The organism is Mesotoga sp. UBA5557 (genome assembly GCF_002425715.1).
Lineage (GTDB): Bacteria > Thermotogota > Thermotogae > Petrotogales > Kosmotogaceae > Mesotoga.
Map to the genome: position 1 here is coordinate 1 of NZ_DIMV01000071.1, position 13772 is coordinate 13772.

At 46.5% G+C, this 13772-nt stretch carries 7 protein-coding genes and 1 pseudogene; 1 reads left to right on the forward strand and 7 read right to left on the reverse strand.

From position 1 onward, the window contains the following. Positions 1-79: 79 nt before the first annotated feature. The 5 genes and pseudogenes from B3157_RS09965 to B3157_RS09985 form a co-directional block, all read right to left on the reverse strand. A complete protein-coding gene (locus B3157_RS09965; RefSeq protein ID WP_292590318.1) occupies positions 80-868 on the reverse strand; it encodes a DUF3307 domain-containing protein in 789 nt (262 codons plus the stop codon). Between the two features lie 128 nt (positions 869-996). Further along, positions 997-1620, reverse strand: coding sequence for a SatD family protein (locus B3157_RS09970; protein ID WP_292590319.1), 624 nt, complete (start codon positions 1618-1620; stop codon positions 997-999). 325 nt (positions 1621-1945) lie between these two features. After that, positions 1946-3223, reverse strand: a complete 1278-nt coding sequence (locus B3157_RS09975; RefSeq protein WP_214061350.1) for a hypothetical protein — start codon at positions 3221-3223, stop codon at positions 1946-1948. Positions 3224-3740: 517 nt separating this feature from the next. Beyond that, entirely contained in the window at positions 3741-4169 is a 429-nt protein-coding gene (locus B3157_RS09980; RefSeq protein ID WP_349680388.1) for an HD-GYP domain-containing protein, read from the reverse strand. A 21-nt stretch (positions 4170-4190) separates the two neighbouring features. Then, positions 4191-5002, reverse strand: a pseudogene (locus B3157_RS09985) (MASE3 domain-containing protein). A gap of 443 nt (positions 5003-5445) precedes the next feature. On the opposite strand from B3157_RS09985, the gene B3157_RS09995 reads away from it, so the two are divergent. Then, entirely contained in the window at positions 5446-6789 is a 1344-nt protein-coding gene (locus tag B3157_RS09995) for an APC family permease (protein ID WP_214061383.1), read from the forward strand. A gap of 88 nt (positions 6790-6877) precedes the next feature. On the opposite strand, the gene B3157_RS10000 is transcribed toward B3157_RS09995, so the two are convergent. Continuing rightward, positions 6878-11764: a right-handed parallel beta-helix repeat-containing protein gene (locus B3157_RS10000; protein ID WP_292590321.1), complete on the reverse strand. Its 4887-nt coding sequence runs from the start codon at positions 11762-11764 to the stop codon at positions 6878-6880. A 401-nt stretch (positions 11765-12165) separates the two neighbouring features. Beyond that, complete coding sequence (locus B3157_RS10005; RefSeq protein WP_292590322.1) at positions 12166-13014, reverse strand: pirin family protein; 849 nt, start codon at positions 13012-13014, stop codon at positions 12166-12168. Positions 13015-13772 lie beyond the last annotated feature (758 nt).

Here is a 13772-nt window from a genome sequence, read left to right on the forward strand (position 1 = left end):
AAAGCACCAGAACAATGGACTTCTCTCTCTCTTCGCTCTTCCGACCTCTTGCCTCTGACCTCAGGCTCTTCCCAACCCTTCAAAGAACCTTCAAGATCATCCCGCCAACCATTGCAATCATCACGCTCGCCAGTGTCCCGATTAGATAGTATTCTGCAAAGTCTTTGTTCTCGAAATTCTTAAATCTGGCCAGCGATTTGGCGGCTATTACAATGGTTATAGAGGCAACATTTCCCGTGAGATAAAGTGTAAGAATGAGAAGTCTTTCGAAGATCCCGATCACCTTTCCGGTCTTCACATTATCGAGAACGGAGCTGTCTCCTGCTATTCTCTGAAGATAGTCCGGTACATTCTTGTAGATGAGATCGAAGAGCTTTCTTATGAATACCGCACCGGCAAAGAGTACGTACAAATAGACAATTGTTATCAACAGAATTCTTTGAACCGGAAGCGAGGATAGGTTTAGCCCCGTATGTATGGAGAACCAGCCAATGAAGCTCGAGAAGCTCCTTGAAACGGTGAAGCTGGAAATCGGCAAGAGGAAAGAAATGAGCACTAGATGCAAGAATTGGTCAACAAGGAGCATAACAAACTTCGTTGCCGGACCTCTCCGACTCTCGATCTGAGCTTTGAACACATCTATCAGTATATGAAAGAGGGAAAGCACAAGGCAGTACATGAGCACATCGGTCAGCTTGAAGGGGAGCATAAGAACCAGAAGAGTCACAAACACAACGCACCAGTGTTTCAGGAATCCCTTCATCTGAACATTATTCTTTTCGTTTGCCATTGCGTCTGTCTGAAACAAGAAATCGGCAAGTACATGCGCCAGAACCGAAAGCGCTAGAGGTATCACTAATCGTGTCATGGTAGCCTCCGTTAATATCCCAGTAAATGCGCGTTTGTCGTGAAATATACTTATGATAAGGTCCTAAAGACTTATTTAGCGTAAATAAGGTTATATAGACTAATTTTACAAATATAAGGCTGAATAAACTAATTTCCAAGCGACAAATCGATCAACTTTGCCAACCCCATTTCGGCAGCTCTTACCACATTCCAGCTGGCCTTTTCACAGTGTTCCTGAACCGTCGGGGCTGTCACTCCCAGAGCCTTAGCCGCCTTTTCGTAAGTCCCCTCGGCTTCATATACATGAACGGCTTCCCACTGCTTTTCAGTCCAACTCCTCTCAACAGTTTCAAGCAAAGATAAAGAGGTGTTCATGGCAATTGACAGTAACTCGTTATCATAAACGAAGAAAGTGTTGGAAATCTTACTTTGCTTCGCACTATCAAGCGCCGTTCTCGCATCGAAGAAGACTCTGCCGCTTAAATCCCAAGAAGAACCGGCCTCCTCAAGCTCCTTCTTATCGATTTCGCCTATGCTTAACCCAATTCTTAGCCTGAAGGGTCGCACAATGTATCTCAACCTTCGAACAAGTATCGGTAGGGCCCCCAGCTCAGACAATACACCCTGAATCTCATCTCCTCTAGATATGGCGAATGGCTTTGCGAGATACTCCGAACCAAAACCCTCGATCGAATTCCGAATACTCTCCACCGGAATCTCTTGCTTCCTTGATTGGATGATATCGGCGGTAATTATCGCATAAAGACCCATACAGCTCACACTCCGTAAACAGCAGAGGCACTCCAAACTGATTGTAGCACAGATCCTGGTGAGACCATAAAGTGACGACAAACAGAATGCCACTCTAGTCTTTACGAGATACCCACTTATCGATGTGGAGATCAATACGACATCCTAGATAAATGGATCGGCTATTCAGAAGTCTTTGAAGGCTTGTTACTCAATACGAAAACTGTTGATGGAAATTCTAGGGAAAGCCCGTTGAAGAAAACGGGAAAACTCCCGAATATGCTGCATCTTCAGCAAATAGAAGGAGTAATGCGTCTGATGCAGAAATTCAATGGCTACTAGTCAGCTAATTAACTACTTCAAATAGCCAAAGATCTTTCTCTCTCTTTTCTGCACTGCCCTCTTGATAGGACATGGAATACCCTGCGAATATGATCCTGTTCCCTTCAATATAGGCTGAATTGACGACATCATCCCCGGAACCGCCGAAAGATAGAGTATCTATTATCCCTCCTTGAGAATCCAGTTTCATGATCCAAGCATCATTCATGCCGGAATTTTCTTTGACATCGATGTCGTTAGAAGTTGTCTGTCCAGCTACAATCAAGTCCCCATCATCTGTAAGAACTATGCAACGCGCAACGTCCGTGAAACTCCCGCCGTAGTTCTTGCTCCACAGTTCATTACCATCATCATCGACCGAAATAACCCAGAAATCTCTTCCACCAAGTCCATTCGAAAACAGTGATACCCCGGCGTCCTGTGAACCAATGGCTATGGCACCGCCATCACTCTCTGCAACAATATCGAAGCCATCCTCAAACCACTGACCTCCGAACTGATCAAACCATTCGACTTCCCCAGCAGCCGAGATCTTCAAGATCGACATCTGGTTGTCCACGTAGTTGCAGCTTATTCCACAATCTCTGTAAGCAAAGTAGCCGACTGCATAAATTGACCCGTCCTCTCCCAGGTAAAGTTTTTGCGCGCAATCTTCAGATCTGTAAGCGCCAACTACCCATTGAGACACCATATTGCCTTCACTATCCAGTTCCACTATCCAGAAGTCTTCTCCCCAATCATAGCCAGAGACATCTCCGTCCGCAGATCTTGTGTATCCTGCAACTACAATGTTTCCTGAAGGTTTCTCAAGTACATCGTATGCATGATCCTGTCCGCTGCCCCCAAGTGTTCTCTCCCAGATGAGTTCGCCTTCTGTTGAAAGCCTGATCACCCAGAAATCACCAATACCGTTGTTATTAGTCACATCTCCGTCTGCGGATTCCGTCAGACCTGCCAACAAGTATCCCCCGTCAGCAGTTAAGGCTATTGCCTCAGCAATATCTCTCTTACTTCCACCAAAGGTTTTCCACCACTGAAGATTCAAGTCACTGTCAAGTTTCACTATAAGGAAGTCTTCCTGACCGTGTGAAGAAACAACTGTCCCAAAAGAAGAGTCTGTGTGCCCTGAAATCGCAACGCTTCCATCATCGAGAATCTTAACGTCGCTTGCCTCGTCGTTGCCGCTTCCACCAAGAACAAGAGACTTTACTACATTTAGCCTTGCCCCCAGAAAAACCGTAATAAGAATTAGAAATACAGTTACTGACATTCTTCTCATCATCTATTCCTCCATCTCATCATCAACAACTTCTGCATCCCTTTCCGAATAATCCTAGGATCAATAGTTGTTCATATTCGTTTCATTATATTTGATTAGGTGCTGTGAAGTATCTAAGAGAGGTTACTAATATGACCGAGATAAATAATCGTGATGTCAAAAACGGGAAGTTGCGCGGTTGCATCTGAAATTCCCGGAATACTCGTTCTCATGAGAGCCTTCGCTGAATCGAAAAGCTTACTACAATGAAAGACCAATCGGGACTTTTATAGCCGAAAGTGTAAATGGCCTGTGAGACAGACCTTACCACCTCGAATTAGCGAGATCTTGATTCCGTTCCTTAAACCTATCGAATTGTGTGCGGCCAGAGTTCCATGAAGGATGTTGTGCTTCTGAGAGACTGAATATCAACATGAAAACAGATACTTTATGATCCAGATCGAAATCCTCATTATCCGATGCAGTTCACAACGTCCACAGTTCCAAGGAAGAGAGCTTCTTGCAGTTTGAAATCTGATATCTAGTCTGGCAAGAAACCCGAACTGAATAGCTCAAGACAGCCTTTGACGACTTCTTCATCATACTTCGTGCCAACTCCTGATTTAATCTCTTCCAGGGCCATCTCAAGTCCCAGTGCGGGTCTGTAAGGACGATGGGAGCTTACTGCCTCGACAACATCTGCAACTGCAAGAATTCTCGCTCCAAGCATTATTTCACCGTCTTTCAGACCTCTCGGATAACCGGACCCATCGACTCTCTCGTGATGCTGCCTGACTATTTCTGCAACGGGCAGACCGAAATGGATCTCCTTCAGGATTTTGTAGCCTTCGTCGGGATGATTCTTGATCAACGCCCATTCAATCTCGTTAAGCCTTCCGGGTTTGTTGAGTATATCTGCAGGTATGAACAGCTTCCCGATGCCGTGGAGCCTGGAGGCTAACGAAAGCACATTTCGGTCATCCTGTGAAAGTCACATCTTTCTTGCTTTCTCTTCTGCCAGTATGGCAACCCTCTTCTGGTGACCTGCTGTGTATGGATCCTTTATTTCAGTCGTCTCGCTCATAATTGCAATAAGCTCTTCCTGGGTCTTGCTGATTCTATTGTAAAGGCTGTCGATCGGCTCGCGAATGGACCTGTAGACTATCCCCTGCAAGATAACGAAATAAGATATCACTCTGAAAACATGGCCAAGCATGTTAGAAAAACCGTACACGTCGGTATAGGTCGTAAAAACTATCTCACCGGCAGCGGTCATAAGAAGAGCCAGAAAGTAGTACTTTTTGTACGGGACAACGTCTGGAGAAACGCTTCGAAAAAGAAGATAGATGCTCAATAATATGATTCCGATTACTACATATTCTATCGAAATCTTGAATGAAGTGAGACCTATTCCCATAATGAAACATTCAGGAAAGTATCCAAGGGAGATCGTCGTCTTTCCAAGGGCTCCTGCAATAATGAACCCTGCAAAATAGCCAATGTTGAGATTTCGTTTCTTGGGCAGAACCAGCGCCAACGCCAGACCGGAAGCCTCTATCAACCGACCCAGAATCCAGAACTGTGTCGGCTGATTTGCCGTCCAGGAAGAAAAGACACCCATCCCGGCAACGAGATTGTGTGAAGAACATCCAGGACCATTACTACGCTGTAGAGATATCCCATTCTCAGCACGAGAACATTCTTTCCTTTGGAAATGAATGCCATTGATACCAGGACTCCGGCGATCAAAATCGCCGTAATTTCGATAAACGAGTGGAAAAGAAGAAAATTCAAACGCGACACTGCTCACGAGGCCAAAGCGATCAATATCCACACGGAAACAGTAATTGTCTTAGATATAACTTTACCACCAACGAAAAGGAGTTCTCTCAAGTATAATCCCTATCAAGCATGACAGCAAAAGTCCTTTTCACTAACGAACTTGTGCAATGCAGTGCCAACGGATCCTCCTGCCAGACGAAGATTCACCTCTATACCAACAATACCTGTAATGGCGACTCCCCGAAGCATCTCTAAATACTACACACAATATAAGGAATCATCTCAGCATATGACGACCAAAGTAGCAGAACCTGTGGAAAGGCAAGAAATCCCGGCCTAAAGAGAGTCGAAACTGAGATCGCCTTTCAGCAAAGGATAGACACAATGTATAATAAAAGATGCACCATGAAAGGCATTCAGAGTTGAGCGAAAGTTCTTGGTCGGTGCTCGGAAAGGTGGAATAGATGAAGAAGACTATGAAGTTCTGGGATCTGGTCGCACTGGAAGTGGGGATGACAATCGGGGCAGGAATATTCATCTACATGCCGATCGCTTCTCAGAGTGCGGGGGTGGGAACAATACTTGCATTCGTCGTTGCCTTTGCTCCCATGGCAATTATCATGATAAACGTCATGTTGCTCGGATCGACACTTCCCACGACAGGCGGAACTTTCAAGTACGGTGCTTTCCTCTTTTCACCCAAAGTCGCATTTCTCGGTCTCTGGGCCTATCTCTTCGGTGCATTTGTCGGCCTGTTTCCGTTGAACGCGCTTGCGCTGGCATCATATATGAAGGGTATCTGGGATGGGATCGCTCTTGTGCCTGTAGCTCTGATTATTCTCACCTTCTTCTATGTAGTCAACCTTATGGGTCTTAAAATGGCTTCGCGAGTGGAAATTCTAGCTGTAGCTCTACTTTTTATTGCTATCACAATTTACACTGTGCCGGGCATTGGCAGAATCGAAGCGAGCAACCTCGAAGGCGTTTTCTCGAAAGGGATCGGTTCGATAATATACGCTTCGGCGCTATTGACTTTTACTTACGCGGGCTCTAATGCCGTGATAGAGCTGGGTGGGGAAGTGGAAAACCCCAGGAGAAATCTCCCGCTTTCGGTGGTTTTTTCTCTCTCAGTTGTCTTGGTCTGCTATCTCCTGATGGCAATCGTCTCGTTTGGAGTAGGAGAAGATGTAATGACTAATGGCACTCTTAACGACGTTGCTTCGAATTACCTCAGCGGATTTCTTTTCTATGTCTTCACATTCGGCGGCCCGATACTCGCAATTGCTACAACGATTAACGCGACATACATGTGGGGGACTAGATCTTTGCTCGCACTTTGTAAACTCCGAGTATTCCCCTCAAAACTCGGACTGGTCAACAAGAGAGGAACACCATGGGTTTTGCTGACGATTATTTGGCTTCTCTCTTCAATTATGCTGATTTCAGTTGGCGAATCCGGCCTAAACCTATTCGCAGCCTTCGCTTCAATAGGCGGAATAGCAGTAATCGTCCCAACGATGTTTGCAGTCTTCAGACTGAAGAATGATCCAAGGCTCAAAGAGAGAGCTCCCGCAATAGTTAATAAGAAATGGTTTACCCTAATCCCGGTTTTCGGGGCCGTGTTTTCAATAGTGATATTGCTCATTCTTCTTTATCAGGTCGGGACAGATTTCAGTGCTTCATTCTTCTTGTTCTTCATAGTATGGGAGATCATTGGCATAATTTACTTTGCCTTCAGATTGAGACACCTCAATCGTGTGAAAGACAATCCTTTCGGCAGAGACGACTTATCGGCATTCGACGACTAAGTAGTCAAAGAAACTTATCGACTGAAAGACACAGTCAGTGCCATCGTTCCTGCATTGATTGCTTTGCGAACACATACTGTGGCGTGGTTCAGTTCACACAGTATCTCAATGTATCCACAATTCTCTCGAGAATCGGTTCATTCTGGCTCCAAAAACCCACCTTTGCCGCAAATCCAATCGATAGACAGTACCCGTCTTCATCGGGCTGATAGACATGTGAGTAGATTGTTCTCTCAACGTCCCACTGGGGCGCCGTAAGTTCTATCCATATGCCGGGTTGACCGGCAATGAGCCTTTCCGATTCTTCAACAACCTCCATAGAGAGTCTGATCTCCTCTTTTTCATCTTCAAGAAAATCGGGCCTCACTCGAGCAATAACAAAGAAAACATTCTCCGAGCCGGGTTCAGAATCGAACCATCTGCTGACGGCCTTCGAATCTTCGTCGTCCTCCAGTTCGCGCCTATACTCTTGAGAATCGTCATACCAGATCGACGGAACCTCAAAACATATTCCATCGGCGAAAACCTCTACCCATTCGGCTGCAAAGACTTCTCCAATTACCTCTTCTTTGGTTATAGTTTCTTCCGTATCCAACTCGTATTCAAGCTCTTCTTTTCCTGTCCAGGGATCGAACGTCACATTGTCACTTACTGAATTCCCCGTTCCTCGATAGTTGAGAGAAGGATGGTGCGGACCTGCAATGTCGCCCCACCAGCAATCTACAGCAACTACATCGACCTGACTATCGTTTCTTACACCATAGATGGTGTTCTCTTCGAAGATACAGTCAGCGAAAGAAATAGGAACGGTCTGCGAGGAGGAGATCCCCACTCCAGTTGAATTTCCAGAGAACGAAGACTCAAAAACTTCTAAGAATCCAGTGCTGTTGCTTAGATGAAGACCATCGCCGGCAGTCCTTGAGACCGACACATTCTTGGCGATCAATGATCCAGAACCTGTCTTGAAAAGACCTGCCTTGTCCCCGTAACCGGCAAACATAACGATAGCCCACTCAAGCTCCGCGCTCCCTTCTTCCTGTATGTAGATACCTCTCCACCAACCTGGTTCAGGAAGAGAATCATCGCCGTCACGATTAGAATCTCCTCCAAATGAGTCATCCCGCCAGTCGGTGAAAACGATCGGCGCATACTCAGTCCCTGCGGCCTTTAAGCTACCGGAAACCCGTAATCCCCTGTAGGCAGCAAACTTCAAAACTGTTCCAGATTTGATTTCCAATATTGCGTTCTTAGAAATGGTTAACTCCCCAGACACGTAGAATGAGTACTCACTGCTCAGGCCGAATACTACGTCGGAGGTTATCATTCCTCCATCTACAAATACATCGGTTCCGTTTTCTTCGAATCTTGCCAACCGGTCGTCGAAAGAGACATTAACTGCCAGCCGTACTCCAGTCCCGTTACTTATGAATGAATTGTTCGAGAGTTCAAGACTTAAATACCCGGCGAGAAGCTTTAGCGCGTCTCCTGTGACATTATGGATAGTAGAATTGGTTAGTGTGAAAGATCCTGATCCGCTACGAACGATCCCGCTCTGGGAGTACCCTATGGTAATCCAATCTAGTTTGGCCTTTCCTGACTCCCTTATGTTCACTGAATTCCACCAGCCTCTATCCGGCGCTGTGGCTTCGGCATCTCTATTCGTATCTCCGCCTACAGAATCATCTCTGAGATCGGTTATATGAACAGGCGATTGCTCAGTTCCTATAGCGATAAATTCGCCATCAACTGTTATAGAAGTATTTTGAGCCACTTTGACAACTGTGCCGGCCAGTATTTCCAGTCTCGCGTCTCTGGAAATAGAAGTGCTTCCGCTCAAGAACAGGGCGGTATGCTCAGGAACTCTCCAGACTATTTCTCCACTTATGGTTCCCGCATCTACGTGAATATCCCGGTTGTTTTCGGCAAAGTGTGTCCTCCCATCTATAGACAGCGAGCTGTTCGCAACGGCCCTTATGCCAATATCGTTGGATTCGAAGAAAGATCCCTCGATAACCACTCCATCTGTCCGGTAGTTAATTCCTGCTCCCGAGTTATGAGAGAAGGTAGATTCTCTAACCATAACCCCGCCGGCTGCATTGTCAACTCTGAAACCGTCTCCTGCAATGTGCTCAACAAGTGTATGCGACATTGCGACGTGTCCCGAACTATTCTTCAAGACTCCAGCCTTATCTCCATACCCCGCGTATCTGATCACGCACATCTCGAAGTCTGCTTTCCCATCTGTCATAATACTGATCGATCTCCACCAGCCGGAAGCCGGAACCGTCTCCTCGCCGTCTCTATTTGCATCTCCGCCAACTGAGTCATCCCTAAGATCGGTGAGGTAGATAGGCAGATTCTCTTTGCCCGTCGCTTCTAGAACTCCGTAAACGATAATTCTGTTATTCTGCCTGAACTTAATGACAGAACCGGAATGAATACTAAGTAAAGCCCCAGCTGCGATATTCACGTCTCCCGTAACTATCATAGAATAATTGCTGCTTGATCCCCAGGCTACTGCTCCGTTAACAGTCCCGCCGTCGAGGTAAATGTCGACCGCATTCCCTTCGAAGGATGTTGTCTGATCGACAAAAGAAGAACCTATACCTATTCGCACTCCATTCGTATTGCTCACATACCGGTTGTCGAAATGCTCGAATGAAGAGTATCCTGCCGCTATACGGAGTCCGTCCCCAGAAGTATTAGCTATGACCGAATTCGATACCGAAAGAGCACCTGTCCCACTCTTAACTATCGTTCCACCATCGGTTCTACCGCCATAGGAGATTCTGCACCAATCGAAGTAAGCAGAACCGTCGTTGCGGATACTTATAGATCTCCACCAGCCGGCCTCCGGTGGTGATTCTGCTCCAGGTATTTCACCGCCAACAGTGTTGTCTCGAAGATCGGTGAAAAAGATGGGTGATTCCTCGGTCCCTAAAGCAATGAGCTTTCCATCGACAGCAAACATAGAGTTCTGCGCTATTTTGATAACAGTTTCCGGCTTCACTGTGAGGCTCGCTCCGGCAGCAATAGTCACGCTACCATTCATCAGAATCGATATATATCCCGGAGTCGCCCACACTACATCTCCCGAGACTGTACCGGGATCAATCTGTACGGCAATACTATTTTCATCAAAATACGTTACTTCGTCCACCTCAATCGAACTGCCAGCAAGAAGTCTTATTCCAATGGCATTAGAAACAATAGCTAAAGCTTCCGTCTTAACTCCGTCGGTCTTGTAATACAATCCTGAACCTGAATTGTGAGACAATGTCGAGTATCTCACTTCGGTGCCGCCAGCTGCATTGTCAACTCTCAGTCCGTCACCCGCAACATCATGTATGGTACTGTACAAAATTGAAAGGGCTCCGGTGCTGTTCTTGATTACTCCGGCTCTATCACTAGCTCCCAGATAACCAATGACACAGTAATGGAAACTCGCGCTGCCCTCGTTCAGAAGACTTATGCTCCGCCACCAACCGATCTCCGGCGAAGTCTCATCGCCATCCCCGTTGGCATCTCCGCCGACTAAATCGTTTCGAAAGTCGGTCAAGTTTATGGGAGCGTCTTCTCTACCCTTTGCTTCAAGGTGACCGTATACTAGAATCCTGTTGTTCTGCCTCATCTTAATCACGGTTCCGGCTTTGAGCTCCAATGTGGCGCCTGCAGCGATGGTTATATCTCCATTGGTAACCATAGAGTAATCGCTGTTGGCTCCCCACACAACATTCGTGTTTATTGCGCCTCCGTCAAGGTGGATATCTAGATCATTACCTTCAAATCGCGAAGTGAGATCTGAGAAAGATGAGTTTATCCCCAGCCGCAGACCAACTGAGTTGTGCCCGAAATAGTTGTTCGAAGACTCAAATAGAGAGTACCCGGCCGCTACTCTTAGTCCATCTCCGGCGCTGTTAATAATCGTTGAATTCGATATTCTTAGAAAACTACTGCCGCTCTTAAGAAGAGTAGCTCCATCTGATCTTCCCCCGTAGGCCAGAGTGCACCACTCAAAAACGGCTGAGCCCTCGTTCAGAATATTGATCGACCTCCACCCACCATTCTCGGGAAGAGTCTCGTTCCCGTCACCGTTTGCATCTCCACCCACGGAGTCGTCACGCAGATCAGTGAAAAAGATCTGCCGACTCTCTTCTCCTCTCGCCTGAAGTTCACCGTAGACCAAGATCCTGTTGTTTTGCCTGAACTTGATAACAGTTCCCGGAGCTATCTCAAGAGAAGCCCCGACACCCACCGTCACATCCCCGGTAACCGTCATGGAATAATCGCCGCCGGCTCCCCACCTTACATTCGCGCCGATAGTTCCTCCGTCAAGATGGATGTCTACTTCGTTTGAAACGAAATCTGAAGTCTGGTCAAAGAAGGATGAGTTTATCCCGACCCTGACTCCATTCGTGTTATACATGAATAGGTTGTTCAGGCTTTCAAAAAAAGAGTACCCCGAAGATATTCTGAGACCATCGCCTCGGACTCTTCGGATAATTGAGTTAGTTAGTCTCAAAGACCCCGATCCCGCCTTGAGAATTCCAGCTCCCGTTGAAGCACCTGCAAAGGAAATTTCACACCATTCAAGAAAGGCCGAACCCTCATTACGAATGTTGATAGATCGCCACCATCCAGGTACCTGAGCAGTTCCGGTGAAGACAATCGGGTTCTCCTTATTGCCGACAGCCCTCAGAGTTCCGTCAACAATGAAGTCCTGATTCTGGACGATGAAAATCTCTACCCCCGGTTCGACTGTAAGAATCACATTAGGTGAAACGGTGATAGTAGACCTTACCAAGTACGGACTTCGATCCCTCGTCCAAACAGTATCTTCGGCAACGGTTCCTGACACTTCTGTGGGAGGTTTGTACCCATCAACAGGTGTCTCTGAGTTCAGGGCAAAAAGCACCCCTGACGAAAGTAGAAGGATTATCAGCAGCGAAGTCCTAACAAGCCAGAACGCTTTCATAAAGCACCTCCAGAGTATTCCAGGCTTTGCCGCCAGTACTACTCGGAGATTGGCCCGGTCACGCGCCAAAGCCATCGTATGAACTGATTATACATATGTGCGGAGAGAATACTTAGCAGATTGAATAGTACTCTCTTGATTTAAGTAACAATCTGGAAGGCCTGGATGACCAAATGTTTGATGAGTATGGCTTTTCACAAAGCAACCTCGGCTGAAGAGACCTGTTTCGCGACTAGGTTCAGTCCATTGTGATCGTTCAATAGTTCCTTATGAACTCACATTGCGACCGGCCGGCATCAACGCATAGAGTTTTCGCTGAATGGAGGGCATGATATCTTTTCTGCAATCATCTAGGCCAAACACTTGTCTTCATAATTACTCTATAAATGGTCGAGCAGGTCTCATTCATGCTTCACAAAGGTGTTCTCGCTCAGTTCCCGGAAGGCAACATCCAGTTCCTCCCTGGTGTTCATGACTATCGGGCCTCCCCATGCAACGGGCTCTTTAAGAGGTTTCCCTGAAAACAGCAGGAATCTTATCCCCTCATTTCCTGCCCTCACCCAGAAGGTATCTCCATCGCCAAAGAGAACAGCTCGCTTGCTGTCAATGGCTTCCTCTTCATCAGGATCGAATCTTCCGCTACCCAGCAGTATAAAGATGAAGAGAGTCATATCATCACCGGTCCCGAATGACCACTCTTTTCCGGCTTTGACCTCCACATCTAGATACTTGGCCTTCACATATCTTCCTTCGAATGCTCCGGTGATATTCTTGTAAGGTCCTGCAATTACGCGCACTATTGAACCTTCTTCATCTACAGCAGGAACATCATGACTCTTTATGTCTCCGTATTGAGGATTTGCCATTTTGTCCCTGGCAGGTAGATTGAGCCAGAGCTGTGCTCCAAGCAACCGTGCCGACGGTTTGGGCATCTCTTGATGAATGATCCCCGACCCCGCCGTCATCCATTGACAGTCTCCGTCGAGTATTTCGCCTTTGTTTCCTAAACTATCACCGTGCTCTATAATCCCGCTTACAAGATAAGTCACGGTCTCGATACCTCTATGAGGATGCCATGGAAAGCCCTTAACGTAGTCCTCCGGATTTGTCGAATCAAAGGCATCCAGCAGCAAAAACGGATCAAAATCCTCAACGTCTCTGTGCCCCAATACTCTAACAAGCTTCACTCCGGCGCCGTCAACGGCGGCTCTTCCAGTCAAGATCTTGCTGATTTTCCGTATTCTGCTCATTGTAAGTTTCCTCTTCACTCCGCGGCGGATTCTCATGCATCAATACTCAAAAGCCTTTCGCAAAAATGGTGTCTGCAGATCTCCAGTCATGAATGACCTTCTATCTGAATCACATGATCTATTATCCCAGATAAGCCTCCAGGAACACTCTCATTAGCAAGATAACAGACAACAGGAAGGCCGGACCTTGTCGGCCCGGCTTTGAGGGATGGGGTGAGAAAGCTCATGAAGGTTTCCACTGTCAGTTCTGCTGTAACTGGTAATCAATTGCCGCTTGCTGTACTTCTATGTCAAGGTTCATGTTCATCTGCACTTTCTTCAAATCATTTTCAAACAAATTATAAGAAAGAATTTTGGTGGTATTGTCGCAGAAATATGGGAAAAGATGAGAGATAACCTGAACGTTGTTTTCTTTTTTCGGTAAACCTTTTTGAAATATTACAGCATGCACAAGGAGAAAGAATGAGAATTTTCGGATCACTGCGTGCATATTATTCAGTTTCCTTGGATTCACAGGAGATGATGAGAAAATTCCGGTGTGTACTAGAAACTATCTAAGTTCATTTTTCAAAGAAGGCGGACCGGTAAGAAGGTGCTTTGCCGGAGCGTATTCACCCCCCAGGGGAATTGGACAAGTAAGTTAGGAATAGTAGAGTAAGAAGGGGTGAATATGGAGAGAGTAGAGATGAGGGGAAAGCAAAGAGGCCAAGTAAGGATCTAGGATCTCCTGAAGCCTTGAAGAGCTCTTTAATCCCCTC

Coding starts and splice junctions, on each gene's coding strand:
- B3157_RS09975 (WP_214061350.1), bottom strand. CDS start 3,223: ATGATGAGAAGAATGTCAGTAACTGTATTTCTAATTCTTATTACGGTT.
- B3157_RS10005 (WP_292590322.1), bottom strand. CDS start 13,014: ATGAGCAGAATACGGAAAATCAGCAAGATCTTGACTGGAAGAGCCGCC.
- B3157_RS09965 (WP_292590318.1), bottom strand. CDS start 868: ATGACACGATTAGTGATACCTCTAGCGCTTTCGGTTCTGGCGCATGTA.
- B3157_RS10000 (WP_292590321.1), bottom strand. CDS start 11,764: ATGAAAGCGTTCTGGCTTGTTAGGACTTCGCTGCTGATAATCCTTCTA.
- B3157_RS09995 (WP_214061383.1), top strand. CDS start 5,446: ATGAAGAAGACTATGAAGTTCTGGGATCTGGTCGCACTGGAAGTGGGG.
- B3157_RS09970 (WP_292590319.1), bottom strand. CDS start 1,620: ATGGGTCTTTATGCGATAATTACCGCCGATATCATCCAATCAAGGAAG.